Origin of the sequence: Chloroflexus sp. (assembly GCF_034435895.1) — a bacterium.
Taxonomy (GTDB): domain Bacteria; phylum Chloroflexota; class Chloroflexia; order Chloroflexales; family Chloroflexaceae; genus Chloroflexus.
On the sequence record NZ_DAOTWH010000103.1, the window covers coordinates 1 to 16,875 of the forward strand.

Genomic DNA, 16,875 nt, shown 5'->3' on the forward strand with positions numbered 1-16,875 from the left:
CTCCCCCAGCGGGGGAGGGTTGGGGTGGGGGCATTCGCCCGCGCCGCGGGCTTCGTAAGGGCAGCCCGGCCCCTAGGGCCGGGTACCGGACAGATGTTCTGTCCGCCCTTGAACCCCAGCGGGGGAGGGTTAAGGTGGGGGCATTCGCCCGCGCTGCGGGCTTCGTAAGGGTAGCCCGGCCCTTGAGGGCCGGGTGCCGGACAGATGGTCTGTCCGCCCTTGAACCCCAGCGGGGGAGGGTTGGGGTGGGGGCATTCGCCCCACCCCCTCGCAATAGCAAGCGGGCACGCCGGCGCAGGAGAGGGGGCAAGGGGGTGAGGGCCGCTACCCCGTTCCGAATTGGCGGTCGCCGGCATCGCCAAGGCCGGGCACGATATAGCCGCGCTCGTTGAGGTGGCTGTCAATTGCGGCCAGATGGATGGCTACGTCAGGGTAGGCTTCCGACAGCGCGCGCACCCCTTCCGGGGCGGCGATCAGGCCGAGGAATTTGATCCGCTGAGCGCCCCACCGCTTGAGAATATCCACTGCGGCGACTGCCGAGCCGCCGGTCGCCAGCATCGGGTCAACGATGATGGAGAGGTCGATATCCGGCTTGCTGGGCAGCTTGTTGTAATACGTCACTGGCTGCAAGGTCTCGTGGTCGCGGTAGAGGCCGAGGTGCCAGACATGCACCGTCGGCAGAATGTCAACAATCGCTTCGGCCATACCAAGGCCCGCGCGCAGAATCGGGATAATGCCGATCCGCTCAGCCACTTCAAACCCTTCGCAATTGGCCAGCGGCGTCTCAACGGTCAGCGGCGCTAGCGCCAGATCTTGCGTCGCTTCGTAAAACAGCAACTGGGCAATCTCGCGCACCAATTCGCGAAACTTCTTCGGCTCAGTCCACTTGCTGCGCAGGAGCGCCAGTTTGTGTTGCACCAGCGGATGGCGCGAGACAAACACGTGTGAGGATGGCATATTCAGTTCCTGCCTTCATATACAGATGACGCAAAAACGCGAAGCGGCGAAGAGTGTTGTGGGCCAAAGGAGCGCTGCTCTTGCCCATCAACCTCTTTGCGCTTCGGCGTCTTTGAATGAACCCGCACTCCGGTCTATGCTCGTTCGAGCTTGTAGCCAACGCCGCGCACCGTCAGAATGACCTTCGGTTTGGACGGCTCCACCTCAACTTTTTCGCGCAAACGGCGCACGCAGACATCGACCAGATTGGTTTCGCCGACGTATTCATAGCCCCACACCTCGCGGAACAGCACCTCGCGGGTGAAGACCTGCCCGGCGTTGGCGGCGAGGAAATAGAGCAGCTCAAACTCCATCGGCGTCAGTTTAATCTCGGCGCCGCGCACCGCCACTTTGTGCGCGATGGCATCAATGGCGAGATCACCCACTTGCACGAAGGTTGGCGCCGTGCGCGCCTTTTGCATGTCTACCCGGCGCAAAATCGCTTCTACGCGGGCGACAAACTCGGCCACTTTGAACGGTTTGGTAATGTATTCGTCGGCCCCGCGCCGGAACCCTTGCACAATATCATCAGTGCCGTCGCGGGCAGTGATGATCACGATCGGCACATCGCTCTTGGCGCGAATGCGCTCGCAGGCATCGAACCCGTCAACGAAGGGCATCATCACATCGAGAAAGACCAAATCGAACTGGTCTTTCTCAAAGGTGTTCAACGCCTCCATGCCATTCGCGACCACCACCGTTTCATACTGTTGCGCCGGCAGGGCAGTCTGGATCAGGCGGCCAATCGAGGGATCGTCGTCGGCCACTAAGATCCGGCGTTTGGGCGGCGGTTGATCGGCTGCGCGTTGTGATGTGCGATGAAATAATGGCATACGGATTCTTCGTTCGTTCGCGTCGGGCCGCACGCCGTGCAGCTCTACTTAGACGGCTTCATCTAGCCGGCGGCGATAATCGGCTCGCGGCACCAGAATGGGCCGGCCCCGGCCTTGAATCACCTCGGCGTTGACGATGCAGCGCCCGATATGCTCTTGCGACGGGATCTCGAACATCACCTCAAGCAAGACCTCTTCGACAATGCTGCGCAAGGCGCGGGCGCCGGTGCGAGCGTTCATGGCGCGATCGACGATCGCTTCTAGGCTGTCGGGCGTAAACTCCAGCTCGCAGTGGTCGAGTGCGAACAGTTTCTGATACTGCTTGATAATCGCGTTGCGCGGCTCGGTCAAGATGCGCAGCATGGCCTCGCGGCTCAGCGGATCGAGGGCGACGATGACTGGCAACCGCCCGACAAATTCGGGGATGAATCCGAAACGCATCAAATCGTCGGGAGTAATTTGGGCCAGCAACGCGCCCTCTTCATCGATCGTCTTCACCGGATTGCTGCCGAAGCCGATCGCCTGCTTGCCCCGCAGCCGTTTGGCGATAATGTTGGTAATCCCTTCAAATGCACCGCCGCAGATGAAGAGCACATTCGTGGTGTCAAACGGAATATACTCTTGCTGCGGATGCTTGCGGCCGGGCAGCGGCGGCACGTGGGCAACGCCGCCTTCGAGGATCTTGAGCAGCGCCTGCTGCACCCCTTCGCCCGACACATCGCGCGTGATCGAGGGGTTATCTGATTTACGCGCAATCTTGTCGATCTCGTCGATGTAGATAATGCCGGTCTGCGCGCGTTCGACATCGCCATCGGCAGCTTGGATCAAGCGCAGCAGGATATTCTCGACATCTTCCCCTACATACCCGGCTTCGGTCAGGGCGGTCGCATCGGCGATCGCGAACGGCACATCGAGGATGCGGGCCATGGTTTGGGCCAGCAAGGTTTTGCCGCTACCGGTCGGCCCAATCAGCAAAATATTGCTCTTGCTGATTTCGACATCATCGATCCGGGCGCCGGCCCGCACGCGCTTATAGTGGTTGTACACCGCCACCGACAAGGCGACCTTCGCCCGATCCTGCCCGATTACGTACTGATCGAGCTTTTCGCGGAGCTTGCGCGGCGTCGGCAAGCGAGCAGGGCCGGGGGGCGGCGTGCGCCGCGACGCTGGGGTCTTCTGATCGCTCTCTTCAGCGATGATGGCGCTGCACAGCGCGACGCACTCATCGCAGATGAAGACATTGCCGGGGCCGGCGATCAACCGTTGCACTTCATCCTGTCCGCGCCCGCAGAACGAGCAGGCATACGGATCACGGCCGGGATTGCGGGTACGAGTCATGGGGGATTCTCCAGACGAGCGGGCGGGCGCTGGCGGTCGCGCCCGCCCGGGCGTCATTACTTCTTTTCCTCGCGGGTGAGGATTTCGTCGATAATGCCGTACTCTTTGGCTTGCTCCGGCGTCATGAACAGGTCGCGGTCGAAGTCCTTCGCGATCCGTTCGATGGGTTGGCCGGTGTCTTTGGCCAGCAGTTCACGCACCACCTGTTGCAGCCGGAGCAGCTCACGGGCCATGATCTCGACATCAGGCGCGTAGCCGCGGGCGCCGCCGCCGGCCGGGTGCATGTGAATGGTCGAGTGGGGCAGGCTGTAGCGCTTGCCCTTTGCCCCACCGGCCAGAATCGGCGTTGCCATGCTGCCGGCCATGCCGACACAGACCGTCGCCACATCTGGGCGGATGTGGTGCATCGTATCGTAAATCCCCAGACCGGCGGTGACCGACCCGCCCGGACTGTTGATGTAGAGCCAAATGTCGCGATCGGGATCTTCGCTCTCAAGGAAGAGCAACTGGGCGACGATCAGATTAGCGATCTGATCGTCAATTGGCGTGCCCAAGATCACGATTCGTTCTTTCAACAAGCGCGAATAGATATCAAAGGCGCGTTCGCCGCGGCTGGTGCTCTCGACCACCATCGGAATCAGCAATTCCGGCCGTTGCGAGAGCCATTCCGGGCTCGGCATGCTGCGCCAGTCGTGACTATAGCGCGTTGACCAATTCATACGGTACTCCTCACGATTCAGTTGTTGCACGGCTGGATTGATCTTCCGTTGCAGTCGCTTCGGTGGCCGGTTCAGCGTCCGGCGCTGCGCTCGGTTCGCCGCGGGCAATCTCGGTGAGGCGAGCGCGGAGTTTCTTATCAAGCACCACATTCGCGACCGAGGAGCGCAGTTGAGTGTTGAGCATCTCTTTGAGTTGTGGCCGCCGCTCCTCTTCGTAGTCGGCCAGAATGCGCTCGATCTCGGCTGCGATCTCGTCGTCGGTGACGGTCAACCCTTCCTGCTTAATCACCTCGCTGAGCGCCAGCGTCACCTTGGTCTGCCGTTCGGCTTCGGGCAGCAGTTCATCAACCGCCTGATCGTGGGTAATGCCGCGATACTGCAACACCTGCTCGAGGGTGATGCCGTAGCGCGCATATTGCTGCTCTTGGTCGTGCAGCATCGAGTGCGCCAGATCGCGGATCATCACATCAGGAATATCGAAGGTGGTCTGCTCGACCAATTGCTCAAGGTAGGCGTTGAGCAACGCTTGCTCGGCGCGGCGGCGCTCGGCCTCTTCGAGATCGGCCCGCACCTTGGCCTTCAGCTCATCGAGCGTACCGGTGAAATTCACCAGACCCGGCAGCTCTTCCCACGCTGGCACGATCCGGCGCTGAATGCCCAGCACCTCAACCTTGAACTTCACCTGCTTTCCGCGGATCGACTCTTCGGCATGATCGTCGGGCATCGTGGCGACGATCGCTTTCTTCTCGCCAACGTTCATGCCGATCAGCCCTTGATACAGCTCGTCCACCAGCCGGTTCGGCTCAAGGTCGAGCTGCTCTTCCGAGCCGGAAGCCTCAGACTCAGCTTCGGACGCGTCGCCGGCCTCGGCTTCACCTTCGTCGCCTTCAACCGTGGTGCTGAGCAGCACCCGCAGCCGGTCGCCTTGCTGGGCCGGACGCGGCTCGTCGATCTCTTGCAAGATGACGTGTTCTTCGCGCATGCGCTCAAGCTCAAGCTCGACCATCTGATCGGTCACCGGCTCGACGTTCAGCGGCACGCGGATGCTGCGGTAATCGGCGAGCGTAACCGTTGGCGGCACCGGCACCTTAACCGTAAAGATGAACGGCTCCAGCGAGTCGATCCGTTCGAGGGCCGGCGGGCCGATCACTTCGATCTGCTCTTGCTGGATGGCCTTCTTGAAGGCGTTATTGATCAGATCCTCGGTCGCCTCTTCGATTAGCGCCGCGCGCCCGAAGGTGCGTTCAATAATAAAGCGAGGCGCTTTGCCGGGACGGAAGCCGTGAATGGGAAACTTCTGCGACAGACGGCGCGCCGCCTGATCGAGACCGCGCTCGAACTGATCTCGGTCGATTTCAATCTGCAATGAGATGAGACTCTTTGGCTGTTTTTCGGTCGTAACTTTCACGGTGGTATCCTTAACACAATTCGCTTTGCGCAACAATCAAGGCGCTGGCGCTCAGCGTTGAGCGCGGGCATGCTGGCGCGCCGTATGTTGCATTATAGCACGTCTGCTTGCGGGATGCGAGAAGGGGCGGGAGTGAGATGGTTTCGTTGTTCGACATCGTTCATCGGTTGTGGGAGTCTGTTATCTCTTATGAATGCATGCGCCCTTCCCTACTCGCCACTCCCCAATCCCTGCCCTACCCGGCGCGCCACGCGCTGGAGCAATACGCGCAACTGGCGATAGCCGATCTGACGGATGGCGTCGTTGAGCGGCACCCATGCTGCGGCCCGAATCCCTTCGGCCAGCGCCGGGATCGGCGGTTCGGGTGAGGCGCTGGCCAGAAAGAAGGTGACTTGCTTGTCGCGCCAGCGCCCGCGCCGGTACACCGGATAGGTCACCCGTTCGAGCCGCTCGGCCAGCGTGCAGTGAATACCGGTCTCTTCGGCGACTTCACGCACTGCCGCTGCTTCATCACTCTCGCCATTGTCAACATGGCCTTTGGGCAATGTCCAGACGCCTTGTTGATCTTGAATCAATAAGACAAGCTGCCGGCCTGTTTCATCACGGGCCAGCACAACACAACCGGCAGCGCGAATGGGTATATCCGTCATACGTCCTCAAAGCCCAAACAGCCGGCCAATCGCTGCTTCAATTTCGACCCACCACTGCGCCATGGGGGTGGCATTCGCTTGCTGAGAAATCCATTCCAGCCGCCCGGTCGCCAAGAGCAGGCCCATGACAACCATCAGCGCACCGCTGAGCAGGCTGGTCGTATGTAAGAACAGTTCGCGTCCGAACAGATTGACGGTGAACCCGCGCCCGCGCAGGAATTGCCATGCGCGCGAACCGGCGCCGAGCCGCTGGAAGAAGGTGGCGATCAGAATGAGTGGTAGCCCTAGCCCCAGCGAGTAGATAAACGCCAGCACGGCTCCTTGCAAGATAGCAACGTCACTGGTGGCGGCCAGCAGGGTCAACAACGCGCCCAAAATCGGCCCGACGCATGCCGTCCAGCCAAGGGCGAAGGTTGCGCCATAGAGATACGAACCGGCGAAGGTGGCAGCCGGACGCTCTTGCAGTTGGGGGCCGGCGAAGCCTTTGCCGAGCATGCCCATGATGCCGAAGGCGATGATAACCAGCCCGCCCCAGAACGTGAGGGCGCTGCGGTTGGCGAAGAGCAAGCCGCTGAGGGCGGTGGCGCTAGCGCCGAGCAAGGTCATCGTGGTGGCAAGGCCGAGGAAGAAGGCGATGCCCATGGTGGCGACCCGCGCCCGCCCATGACCGCTGGCCTGAAAGGTGAAGGCAAAGTAGGCCGGCAAGATGGGCAGCGTACATGGCGAGAGAAAGCTAAGCACGCCAGCCAGAAAGGCGGGCAGCGCCAGCACCAGCACACTGCCGCCGCCGGTGAGGAAGCGGGTCTGCTCGCCGGCATCCATACTCAGCGCCAGCAAAATGAGCAACAGCAACACGCCCAGCACCGCGAGCGCGATCAGGCTGCGCTTGCCAAACCGGCGCGGTGAGTCCATTGGTTGTAAGGTCATACGGCCCTCGCTTGCAGGGTGCGACCGGTAGGCAGCCGCAGCGCAGTGCGCCGGATGCGAGCTGCTTCCTCATCGCTGATTGGGGTCGAACCCATAAAGAAGACAACTTCGGTCGGTATATCGTAACGGTACCGTTGGCGTTCCCAATGACCAGATGTATTCCGGGAGAGCAAAGTTACACGCCAGAACATGCCGTCAGCATCATATTCTTCGGCTTCAATCCAGACCAGCGCCCCGGCAGGAAAGATCGTTGCCAGCCGTTGGTGGCAAGCGTCGCGGCTAGCCGCCATTGCGTCGGCCATAGTGGTGTGTCCTCCATCCAAGATGCCATACCTAGGGGCGAGGGATGTCTCGCCGGTTGCGTGTCCGTATCTAGGGCGAGGGAAGCCTCACCCTTACTATTATACCGGCTTATCGCAACCGGTGATAGCATAGATGGCTATCGCTGTACGAGATTTAGCCGGCGGTTAGCGCACACTTAACGCTGAGCGCATACCAGCTTAACACCCGCATTGTATTGTGCCGGCAACATTGTAGGATGTCCGCTTTTCGTCTGGAGTTGATGCCATGCGTGTGGCGCTGATCGCAGAAACGTTTCTGCCTGACGTGAATGGCGTGACGACCACCCTTTGCCGGCTGCTGGAACATTTGCAGCGCGCTGGTCATGAGGCGGTGCTGTTTGCGCCGCAGGGCGCGCCGGCGAGCTATGCTGGTGCTGAAATTGTGCCGCTCAGCGGGATGCCGTTGCCGATGTATCCTGAAGTAAAATTGACGCCGCCCCAACCCGGCTTGACGGCTCGCCTGCGCAGTTTTCAGCCCGATGTGGTGCACCTAGTAGGGCCAGTGGTGTTGGGGGCGATTGTGCCCGGCATTGTGCGGCGCCTCGGTTTGTCGCTGATCGCCTCGTACCATACCGACTTCGGCGCGTATAGCCGGCACTATGGTTTCGGCTTTTTGCAGCACGGCGTCAATGCGTGGCTGCGCTGGATCCACAACCGCTGCCAGATCAACCTCTGCCCGTCGAGCTTTACGTTGCGCGTTCTTCGCTCAGCCGGCTTTCGCCGCTTGCGGATTTGGGGGCGCGGGGTTGATGTCGAGCGGTTCCATCCCCGCCACCGCAGCGAGGCATGGCGTGAAGCGGTCGGGGCGCAACCCGGTGAGCGCATTGTGCTGTACGTTGGCCGCGTCGCCGCCGAAAAGCGGGTCGAACTGCTGCCCGAAGCGATTCGCGGCCTGCCCAATACGCGGCTGGTGATCGTCGGCGATGGCCCCTTCCGGCCCGAACTGCAGCGACGCTGCGCCGGCCTGCCGGTGCATTTTACCGGCTATCTGAAGGGAGAAGCGTTGGCGGCGGCGTATGCCAGCGCTGATGCGTTCGTCTTCCCGTCCGATACCGACACCTTCGGTCAGGTGATTCAAGAGGCGATGGCTTCGGCGCTGCCAGTGGTGGCGGCGCGGGCCGGTGGCGCGATTGATCTGGTGCAGCACGGCCAGAATGGCTACCTGTTTACTCCCGGCGTCGCCACCGATTTGCGCGCTCGCCTGCGCGAGCTACTCGCCGATGATACCCGCCGGATGGCGCAAGGGTTGGCGGGCCGGGCCGCTGCCGAGCGCCGGTCGTGGCCGAGCGTGATGGAAGAGTTGATGGGCTATTACGGCTATGCGATGCGGCGCCGGCGTGGAGTGGCGCGTGCAACGGTACGGTGACGGAGGCGTGACGCACGGCGAGGGGTACACCCCATCGTAGGGGTACAGCGTGCTGTACCCCTACGATGGGGTTTGCGGCATGCGGATAGGGGAAGCGGCGACGTTGATGGGTTCCAACGCCAAAATGTCGATCCGTGACCGGCGCACCTCGATCCAATCGCCCGCGCTGAGGAGATCGCTGCCGATCAGATCGGCGATCCGCGGCGCGCTGAGCGTCGTGCGCAAGCCGATCGTCGCCTCATCAGCCAACGCAATCACTAATTCAGTGTAGAGCGTCTCGAACGGCAGATGTTCACGCTGCACTTCCCATGCTAAGACCGCAGCGACCCGGCCATAGACGATGGGTTCACTTAACGGCGCGGCTGGAGCACTGTGCGGCGACGGCGTGAACCCGGCGCGGAACGGCGGGGTTTGCAGTTGTACCGCGCTGAGCGCGCAGAGCAGGCGGGCACTGATCACGCGACCTGCCAATTCTGGATCGACGCGGTGATGGCGATCGACCAGCCACAGCTTGGTGTCTGGGGCAGTGTCAGGGCCGGCGTCTAGCGGCGTTACCACCACCTGCGGCAAATACCGCCGGCCATCAGGGTGCAGCGCGCCGGGAATGAATTGCTCGTAGCGGCAACGCAGATGGAGTTGGCTCAGGGCGCTAAAGCGCATTGCTTACCTCCGCCAACTCTTGCAAGCGTTTGGTGGCTGAAGCGAGCCGTTGCTCATTGAGGGCAACGATAAAATCGCGGGGCCGGTCAGGGCTCATGATCACCACCGACGCATCGTACCGCGAGATGGCGACCAGACGTTGCCGGTTGGTGGCAAAGAGCGCCACGCGGCCATACGGGTCGAGGTGAAACGGCCCCTGATAACCGAACACGCCGGCGTTGAAGGCGAAGCGCAACCCAAATCGTGGCATATCGGCCAGCGCGGTGGCCAGCGATACGCCGCTGATCTGATCAAACGGGATGCGCACTGCCGGCGCCCAGCGCCGCTCAATTACCAGCGCATCGGGGTCAATCCGGTACGCTTTGGGTTGAAAGGCGTAACTCAGCAAGAGAAACAGGGCCAGCGCCGCCGCTAACCCCAGCGGCACCTGCAAGCCGTCCCAGCGGAGATTAGCGAGATACGCGAATAATTGCGGCAATACCAGCAAACCGCCAACATACGCGAGACCGTAAGTGACTTTGACTGCATACGAATCGAGTGGCGCTGGCGCGAAGCGCGTGGGCGAAGACATACACCGGATCCTTATCTTACTCGTTTATGCACTGCGTGCGCGAATCGTTTTGCGACGGTTCAGACTGGCATACAGACCAGCGGCCCGCGCTCCGTGATAGTTGGGGCGCGGGCGGGCCGCCCGCGGGAATGGCTCATATCCCGTGATGCAGCCCAGCGGCCCGCGCTTCCCGTTCGCCTGCATACAGGCTGCCAGTAACGCTACCATCTATAATTAAGGAGAAGAGCCGAACCGCTGCTCACCACGTAGTTTACCAATGCAGGCGTGTCCTGCTGCGACATAGCTCGCGACATAGCTCGCAACATCTCTCCGCATTATACCCCGCATTGCTTTCCTGTGCATTCTTTGCATATAAAACAGATTGTTGCATTTCATTCGATTTTAGCGCATAATAGCAGCGTGATCTGCACTTTTGCCTACCGGTAAACAACAGACAGGAAGATGTTGTATGGCGCAAGACTCTGCGTTACCCCTGCTCCCGGTGGCCCCCACCTACGTTAGCTGGCGCGATCAGCAGATTGCTACATATCAAGCAGGCACTGGCCGGCCAGTACTGCTGATCCATAGCATCAATGCGGCGGCATCGGCGTTCGAGATGCGCGAGCCGTTTCAACGGTTGAGCCGGCAGTTTGCCGTCCATGCGCTCGATCTGCTCGGATATGGCAATTCGAGCCGCCCGCCGTGGCGGTACCGCGCTGCAATCTATGTCGATCTGATCACCGCAATGCTTGACCGGATCGGCGAACCAACGGCGCTGGTGGCTAGTTCGCTCGGCGCGGCCTATGCAGTGCTGGCTGCCGCGCGCCGGCCCCAGTTGGTAAGCCGGCTGGCGTTGATTTGTCCAACCGGGATCGGCCAGCTTGATCGCGGCCCCGGCATCGCGGCGTACACGGTCTACCAGTTGTTGCGCAGCCCGTTCGGGCGGGTGCTCTACGAGGCGCTCACCACTCGCGCCAGTATCCGCATCTTCCTTGCTAGCCAAGCCTACGCTAACCCAGATAACATCACTCTAGACCGGCTGGAAGGCTTCTACCAGACGTGCCGCCGCCCCGGCGCGTACTACGCGCCGATCTGCTTCCTCAGCGGCCTGCTCAATTGCGATATTGCGCCTACGTTTGCGACGCTGCCGCAACCCACGCTGGTGGTATGGGGGAGCGACGCGAAGACCAGCCCGTTAGCCTTAGCCAGCAACTTTGTGCGGACGCGGGTGGCGACCAAGGTAGTCACGATCAACCAAGCCAGCCTGCTGGTGCAAGACGAGCAGCCGGAAGCGTTTATGGCGCAGGTCGGGCCGTTTTTAGCGTCACCGTGACCCTCGTGGTACAATTGCTCTAAACCGACCGGCAACCATCTGCCCGGCAGACGAGCGATGTACCCATGAATAACCGCATTTACGTTGCGATTGATGTCGAAACGACCGGCTTGCAGAGCGGCCTCGATGAAATTATCGAGGTCGCTGCGGTTACGTTTCGCGGGCGTGAGATTCTCGACCGCTTTGAGCGGCTGGTGCGCCCGCGCCAATCGGTGCCGCTGAAGATTACCCGCTTGACCGGGATCGATCCGGCGGCGCTGGCGAAAGCGCCCCGCTTTAACGAGATTGGCGCCGAATTGGCCCGCTTTATCGGCAATCGCCCGATTGTCGGCCATTCGATCGGCTTCGACCTGACCATGCTGCGGGCGCAGGGCATGAATTTCAACCAGCCGGTGTATGACACGTTCGATCTGGCAACGCTGCTCTTGCCGCAGGCGACGAGTTATAAGCTTTCGGCGCTGGCCGCCCGGCTCGGCATTCCCCATCCCGATGCGCATCGCGCCCTCAACGACGCCGAGGTGACGGCACAGCTCTTTGCTGAATTGACCGAGCGCATGTTGCAGCTCGATCTGGCGACGTTGGGCGAGATTGTGCGGTTGATGGGCAAGATTGGCTTGCCGCTGCGCGATCTGTTTGAAGAGGCGTTGCGCCAGAAGGCGCGTAATGCGTTCCATGAGCCGATCGCCGCTCCGCCCGAACCGGCAGAGGCGCTCGCCCCTGATCTGCCGCCGTTGCGCCCGACCGGCGATGCCCGCCCGCTCGACCTTGCGGCGATTAGCACGTTTTTCGGCCCCGATGGCTCCTTTGGCCGCGCTTTTTCCGGTTACGAACCGCGCCCATCGCAGGTTGAGATGGCGCGCGCCGTGGCGAAGGCGTTTAACCAGAGCGAGCCGCTGATCGTTGAGGCCGGCACCGGCACCGGCAAGAGCATGGCGTATCTGGCGCCGGCGACGATGTACGCGGTGCAACGCGGCGAGCGGGTGGTCATCTCGACCAACACGATCAACCTGCAAGATCAGCTCTACAACAAAGATATTCCCGATTTGCAGCGCATTTTCGCCGCCGCTGGCTTGCCCGCCTTTCGGGCGGCGTTGCTGAAGGGGCGCAGCAACTATCTCTGTCTCAAGCGGTATCACGAGCTGCGCCGCAGCGAGAATCTGGCGATCGAAGAGGTGCGCGCGCTGCTCAAGATTCAACTCTGGCTGCCGACGACCACCAGCGGCGATCGCACTGAGCTGCCGCTGGTTGATCGCGAGCAAGCGGCGTGGAATAAGGTGAATGTGTCGGTTGAGACTTGTACCGGCGCGCGTTGCCCCCACTTCCGCGAGTGTTACTTCTTCCGCGCCCGCCGCGCCGCCGAGGCGGCTCATGTAGTGGTGGTGAACCATGCCTTGCTGATCGCCGATTTGGCCGCCGCTTCGCAAGTCTTGCCGCCCTACGACCATCTGGTGATCGACGAGGCGCACAACTTAGAGGATGTCGCCACTGATCAGCTCAGTTTTAATCTCGATCAAGCCGGCTTGCTCAAGTTTCTCGATGATCTGTTCCAGACCGGCGGGGCGCAGGTGGTAAGCGGCTTGCTCAGTGAGTTGCCGGTGGTCTTGACCGAGCTGGGGGGCGGGGGCGCAGCCGGCGAGCGGATTGCGGCGGCGATTGATCGTATGCGCCCGACCTTGATCCGCGCCCGCACGGCAGTGTACGAGTGTTTTAACCTGCTCACCCGTTTCGTCCAGCTTGATACCGAAACGGGGGGGCAGTATGACCCGCGGCTGCGGTTGACCAAGGGGGTGCGGCAACGGCCCGAATGGCAAGAGATTGAGCGGGCATGGCAGAACTTGAGCGATATGCTGGCGGCAATCGGCAACGAGCTGGCCGTGATCGAAGAGCAGGTGCGCGAGCTGAACGAGACGAGCGGCGAGCTTGTCGATGTATTGGTGCGCACCGAGGTGTTACGCCGGTTTGCCACCGATGCCCGCGTGCGCAGCGGCCACGTAATCTTCGGCGATGACGACAGCATCTGTTGGCTGACGTATGACCGCCAGCGCGATACGCTTACGCTGACTGCCGCGCCGCTGAGCGTGGCTGAAATCTTGCAGAGCCAGCTCTTTACCCAGAAACAGACGAGTATTCTCGCGTCGGCAACCTTGAGCATTGCCGGCGATTTCGCGTTTGTCAAGAGCCGGATCGGTCTCGCCGAGGGCCAAGAACTGATGCTCGATTCGCCGTTCGATTACGAGCAGCAGGCGTTGGTGTATATTCCCAATGATATTCCCGAACCGAACCAGCGCGGCTACCAGCAGATGATCGAACAGGCGATCATCGAACTGGCGCTGGCTTCCGGCGGGAGGATGCTGGCGCTGTTTACCGCCTCGAATGCGCTGCGCCAGACCTACACCGCGATTCAAGAGACGCTCGAAGATCACGGGATCGGCGTCATGGCGCAGGGGATCGACGGCTCGCGGCGGGCGCTGGTTGACCGGCTGAAAGAGTTTCCCCGCTCGGTCTTGCTCGGCACCAACAGCTTCTGGGAAGGGGTGGATGTGGTTGGCGATGCGCTGTCGGTGCTGGTGATTACCAAACTGCCCTTTGCCGTGCCGACCGACCCGATTGTCGCGGCGCGCAGCGAACAATTCGCCGACCCCTTCAGCGAGTACAGTGTCCCGCAGAGCATTCTGCGCTTTAAGCAAGGCTTTGGCCGCCTGATCCGGTCGCGTGACGATCGCGGGATTGTGGTGGTGCTCGATCGCCGGCTGCTGACCAAGAAGTACGGCCAGCAATTCCTCGATTCGCTGCCGCACACGCGGGTACGCACCGGGCCGCTAGCCAACCTGCCGGGGTTGGTGACGCGCTTTTTGCAGGCGAAGAATGGCGGGTCGTAGGTTGGTTGTTTACCGCCGCGGGCGCGGAGGAAAGAAATTGCCGCAAAAACGCGCAAAAGGCCCAAAAAGATGATGTTACACTCTTGTGCCTGTTAGTGGCTGTTCCCACAATCTCTTTGCGCCCGCTGCGGAGGCGACAACCCCTTGGCTAGCTGTACGGCGTGAAGCTGCCCCCACCCCACCCCTCCCCCGCTGGGGGAGGGAGTAGGTTGGTTACCGCAGGGGACGCAGAGGACGCGGAGGATAATCCCATTCCCAAGCCTGTGCGGTCTTGGCGGCTTTGCGTTTTTATTCTTTGCGGCTGTGGGTTGGCCCTCACCCCCGTCCCCCGCTCCCGCTGGGAGAGGGGGCGCGACGTCCTCCCTTCTCCAGCGGGTTGAGAGACAGACAGAACGTTTGATCGCGTACAACTGTCGATCGCTGTGCAATGCCGTAAAGTCTCGTGCTGCGCTCCCCCTTGCCTCTCCCCCGCTGGGGGAGGGGCAAGGGGTGGAGGCATCACAGAGTCGGGGGTTGTATGGAACCCTCCGGGGGGAGGAGTCGTACCACCTCCCCCAGTGGGGGAGAGGGCAGGTTGTTTACCGCCGAGAGCGCAAAGGACGCGGAGGATGAGAGTCAGTTCAACCCGCTTTGCAGTCTCGGCGTTCTTGGCGGCTTTGCGTTCACATCCTTGGCACCCTGTGCGATTCCGAGCGCGCTCGAAAATTACGTTGCGCGCTCATATAAGTTAGCCACAACAGGTTAACCCCAGCTCACGCCGCCCATTTCAGTGACAGCGCCTCAGCTTGTTCGACACGGCTTGGGTCGCCCGTTCTTGTTTATCAGGCGGATAACCGTAGCGGCGGAGCACCCGCTTCACCATTCTGCGCAAGTGAGCGCGAGCGGTTGCGCGCAGCGTCCAATCGATGGTGACATTATTGCGCACCGTGTTCACGAGATCACTGCTTTTAGCTATGCAGAATGCTCAATGAAATCGTATAATCATTGCCAAGTTTTAACCCGCTAAAACAAGAGGTATACTATGACGACTCAGCATCAGTTTGGCGGCGATTGGACACGGCAAAAACTGGACGTATTACGAAAGTATCTCGATGCGTACATGACTATATTTCACCGCAATCCAAAAGCGCAATATTTTCATACCGTCTATGTAGACGCCTTTGCCGGCACCCGGCTACCAAACACTGGCTGAGCCATCCGAAGCGCCGCTATTTAAGGAACTAAGCGAATCAAATACGCAAGCATTTTTGCAGGGCAGCGCGCGGATTGCGTTAGCGATGAACAAACCCTTCGGCGAATATCTCTTGATTGAAAAGCGAGCCGGTCACGTTGCCGAATTAGAACGGTTGCGCGCAGCATTTCCCGACCGGCGCATTCGCATTGCGCAAGGTGACGCAAACCACGTTTTACAAGATTGGATTCAGTGCACCGACTGGCAACGCACCCGCGCGGTCGTGTTTCTCGATCCGTATGGTATGCAAGTTGAATGGTCACTGATCAAAGCGATTGCCGATACGCAAGCGATCGATCTCTGGTTACTCTTCCCTTTCGGCATGGGTGTCAACCGCCTGTTAACGAAAGAAGCGCCGCCGCCGGTTTGGGAAGAGAAATTGACCCGCTTCTTCGGCACCGATGAGTGGCGTGACCGCTTCTATCAGCGCCAAATCGACATGTTCGGCAATGTCTTCGAGCCTAGACTGGCGAACGCCGCTAGCATCAAGCAATTTTTTATCGAGCGGTTAGCAACCATCTTCGCGGCGGTTGCTCCCAATCCACTCGTTCTCACTAATTCACGCAACAATCCACTTTACCTTCTCTGCTTCGCTGCCGGCAATCCGAAGGGCGCTCAGACGGCGCTGAAGATTGCTCAGCATATTCTCGGCCATACACCTTAAACATTTGTGCTACAATACAAACTGATCGGTTTGTTACGTATCTCGGAGCATGCCAATGGCGCGCAGCAGCATCGAGTGGACCGAAGCGACGTGGAATCCGCTCACCGGCTGCACCAAGATCAGTCCCGGCTGCAAGCACTGCTACGCCGAACGGATGGCGCTGCGCTTGCAGGCGATGGGGTTGGAAAAGTATCGCAACGGCTTTCGCCTGACCCTCCACCCGGCGACGCTGAGCGAGCCGTTGCGCTGGAAGACGTCGCGCATGATCTTCGTCAATTCGATGAGCGATCTCTTCCATCGTGATGTGCCGGCAGCGTTCATTCAACAGGTCTTTGCAGTGATGGTACAAGCCCATTGGCACACGTTTCAGGTCTTGACCAAGCGGGCTGAACAGTTGCGCGAACTCGATGCATTGTTGGCGTGGCCGCCGAATGTGTGGATGGGGGTGAGCGTCGAGCGGGCTGATTATATTGAGCGGATTGAGTTGCTGCGTGAGACTGGCGCAGCGATCAAGTTTCTGTCGTGCGAACCGTTGTTGGGGCCATTGCCCAACCTGCCGCTCGACGGCATCGATTGGGTGATCGTGGGTGGCGAATCGGGTCCGGGAGCGCGGCCCATGGATCCGGCATGGGTACGCGATATTCGCGATCAGTGTCTGGCTGCTGGCGTGCCGTTCTTCTTTAAGCAGTGGGGTGGTCCGCGCAAAGACCGTACTGGCCGCCTGCTCGACGGGCGAACGTGGGATGAGTGGCCACGACGCGCAAGCGAGCCGATAGCGCAAGATGGTTAGCCGGTTAGCGGCTTTGGCTTGGTCCTCACCCCCCGTCCCCCTCTCCCGTTAGGCGAGGGGGCGCGACGGGCTATCGCTACAGCGGGGGAGGGCTGGGGTGGGGGGGTCATCCAAAAACCTTTGCGGTTTGGCGTCTTTGCGTTTTCATTCTTTGCGCCTTGGCTCGCTTTGCGTCTTGGAGTTGGCCTGC

General features: G+C 60.8%; 15 protein-coding genes and 1 pseudogene. 5 read left to right on the forward strand and 11 right to left on the reverse strand.

All coding sequences use genetic code 11. From position 1 onward, the window contains the following. Nucleotides 1–324: 324 nt before the first annotated feature. The 8 genes from upp to U9R81_RS06185 all read right to left on the reverse strand — a co-directional run bounded on the left by upp (nt 325) and on the right by U9R81_RS06185 (nt 7,173). Entirely contained in the window at nt 325–957 is a 633-nt protein-coding gene (upp, locus tag U9R81_RS06150) for a uracil phosphoribosyltransferase (RefSeq protein ID WP_322494633.1), read from the reverse strand. Nucleotides 958–1,091: 134 nt separating this feature from the next. Further along, nucleotides 1,092–1,829, reverse strand: coding sequence for a response regulator transcription factor (locus U9R81_RS06155; protein ID WP_322494634.1), 738 nt, complete (start codon nt 1,827–1,829; stop codon nt 1,092–1,094). 48 nt (nt 1,830–1,877) lie between these two features. Continuing rightward, nucleotides 1,878–3,167: an ATP-dependent Clp protease ATP-binding subunit ClpX gene (gene clpX, locus U9R81_RS06160; protein WP_066790548.1), complete on the reverse strand. Its 1,290-nt coding sequence runs from the start codon at nt 3,165–3,167 to the stop codon at nt 1,878–1,880. A 56-nt stretch (nt 3,168–3,223) separates the two neighbouring features. Beyond that, nucleotides 3,224–3,886, reverse strand: coding sequence for an ATP-dependent Clp protease proteolytic subunit (locus tag U9R81_RS06165; RefSeq protein WP_066790546.1), 663 nt, complete (start codon nt 3,884–3,886; stop codon nt 3,224–3,226). 10 nt (nt 3,887–3,896) lie between these two features. Next, nucleotides 3,897–5,294, reverse strand: a complete 1,398-nt coding sequence (tig, locus tag U9R81_RS06170; RefSeq protein ID WP_322494635.1) for a trigger factor — start codon at nt 5,292–5,294, stop codon at nt 3,897–3,899. A 209-nt stretch (nt 5,295–5,503) separates the two neighbouring features. After that, nucleotides 5,504–5,944, reverse strand: a complete 441-nt coding sequence (locus tag U9R81_RS06175; RefSeq protein WP_322494636.1) for an NUDIX hydrolase — start codon at nt 5,942–5,944, stop codon at nt 5,504–5,506. A 6-nt stretch (nt 5,945–5,950) separates the two neighbouring features. Next, nucleotides 5,951–6,871, reverse strand: coding sequence for a cytochrome c biogenesis CcdA family protein (locus U9R81_RS06180; protein WP_322494637.1), 921 nt, complete (start codon nt 6,869–6,871; stop codon nt 5,951–5,953). Further along, entirely contained in the window at nt 6,868–7,173 is a 306-nt protein-coding gene (locus tag U9R81_RS06185) for a hypothetical protein (RefSeq protein ID WP_322494638.1), read from the reverse strand. The genes U9R81_RS06180 and U9R81_RS06185 overlap by 4 nt, the downstream gene beginning before the upstream one ends. Nucleotides 7,174–7,438: 265 nt before the next feature. Here U9R81_RS06185 and U9R81_RS06190 point away from each other — a divergent pair, with 265 nt between their 5' ends. Continuing rightward, on the forward strand, nt 7,439–8,578 hold the full coding sequence (locus tag U9R81_RS06190) for a glycosyltransferase family 1 protein (protein ID WP_322494639.1): 1,140 nt from the start codon (nt 7,439–7,441) through the stop codon (nt 8,576–8,578). A gap of 60 nt (nt 8,579–8,638) precedes the next feature. Here the strand turns inward: U9R81_RS06190 and U9R81_RS06195 are convergent, their stop codons facing one another. Next, nucleotides 8,639–9,238, reverse strand: coding sequence for a hypothetical protein (locus U9R81_RS06195; RefSeq protein ID WP_322494640.1), 600 nt, complete (start codon nt 9,236–9,238; stop codon nt 8,639–8,641). Further along, a complete protein-coding gene (locus U9R81_RS06200; protein WP_322494641.1) occupies nt 9,228–9,809 on the reverse strand; it encodes a PH domain-containing protein in 582 nt (193 codons plus the stop codon). The genes U9R81_RS06195 and U9R81_RS06200 overlap by 11 nt, the downstream gene beginning before the upstream one ends. A gap of 448 nt (nt 9,810–10,257) precedes the next feature. On the opposite strand from U9R81_RS06200, the gene U9R81_RS06205 reads away from it, so the two are divergent. Next, on the forward strand, nt 10,258–11,121 hold the full coding sequence (locus U9R81_RS06205) for an alpha/beta hydrolase (protein WP_322494642.1): 864 nt from the start codon (nt 10,258–10,260) through the stop codon (nt 11,119–11,121). A 65-nt stretch (nt 11,122–11,186) separates the two neighbouring features. Next, a complete protein-coding gene (locus U9R81_RS06210; RefSeq protein WP_322494643.1) occupies nt 11,187–14,000 on the forward strand; it encodes a helicase C-terminal domain-containing protein in 2,814 nt (937 codons plus the stop codon). Between the two features lie 752 nt (nt 14,001–14,752). On the opposite strand, the pseudogene U9R81_RS06215 reads toward U9R81_RS06210, so the two are convergent. Next, nucleotides 14,753–14,940: pseudogene (locus U9R81_RS06215) on the reverse strand (type I restriction enzyme endonuclease domain-containing protein); the annotation flags it as partial. Nucleotides 14,941–15,160: 220 nt separating this feature from the next. Between U9R81_RS06215 and tcmP the strand changes: the two are divergent. After that, entirely contained in the window at nt 15,161–15,895 is a 735-nt protein-coding gene (gene tcmP / locus U9R81_RS06220) for a three-Cys-motif partner protein TcmP (RefSeq protein WP_322494645.1), read from the forward strand. A 55-nt stretch (nt 15,896–15,950) separates the two neighbouring features. Further along, nucleotides 15,951–16,685, forward strand: coding sequence for a phage Gp37/Gp68 family protein (locus U9R81_RS06225; protein WP_322494646.1), 735 nt, complete (start codon nt 15,951–15,953; stop codon nt 16,683–16,685). Nucleotides 16,686–16,875: the final 190 nt, after the last annotated feature.

Coding starts and splice junctions, on each gene's coding strand:
- U9R81_RS06185 (WP_322494638.1), bottom strand. CDS start 7,173: ATGGCCGACGCAATGGCGGCTAGCCGCGACGCTTGCCACCAACGGCTG.
- U9R81_RS06155 (WP_322494634.1), bottom strand. CDS start 1,829: ATGCCATTATTTCATCGCACATCACAACGCGCAGCCGATCAACCGCCG.
- U9R81_RS06175 (WP_322494636.1), bottom strand. CDS start 5,944: ATGACGGATATACCCATTCGCGCTGCCGGTTGTGTTGTGCTGGCCCGT.
- U9R81_RS06195 (WP_322494640.1), bottom strand. CDS start 9,238: ATGCGCTTTAGCGCCCTGAGCCAACTCCATCTGCGTTGCCGCTACGAG.
- U9R81_RS06205 (WP_322494642.1), top strand. CDS start 10,258: ATGGCGCAAGACTCTGCGTTACCCCTGCTCCCGGTGGCCCCCACCTAC.
- U9R81_RS06225 (WP_322494646.1), top strand. CDS start 15,951: ATGGCGCGCAGCAGCATCGAGTGGACCGAAGCGACGTGGAATCCGCTC.
- U9R81_RS06190 (WP_322494639.1), top strand. CDS start 7,439: ATGCGTGTGGCGCTGATCGCAGAAACGTTTCTGCCTGACGTGAATGGC.
- upp (WP_322494633.1), bottom strand. CDS start 957: ATGCCATCCTCACACGTGTTTGTCTCGCGCCATCCGCTGGTGCAACAC.
- U9R81_RS06200 (WP_322494641.1), bottom strand. CDS start 9,809: ATGTCTTCGCCCACGCGCTTCGCGCCAGCGCCACTCGATTCGTATGCA.
- clpX (WP_066790548.1), bottom strand. CDS start 3,167: ATGACTCGTACCCGCAATCCCGGCCGTGATCCGTATGCCTGCTCGTTC.
- U9R81_RS06180 (WP_322494637.1), bottom strand. CDS start 6,871: ATGACCTTACAACCAATGGACTCACCGCGCCGGTTTGGCAAGCGCAGC.
- U9R81_RS06165 (WP_066790546.1), bottom strand. CDS start 3,886: ATGAATTGGTCAACGCGCTATAGTCACGACTGGCGCAGCATGCCGAGC.
- U9R81_RS06210 (WP_322494643.1), top strand. CDS start 11,187: ATGAATAACCGCATTTACGTTGCGATTGATGTCGAAACGACCGGCTTG.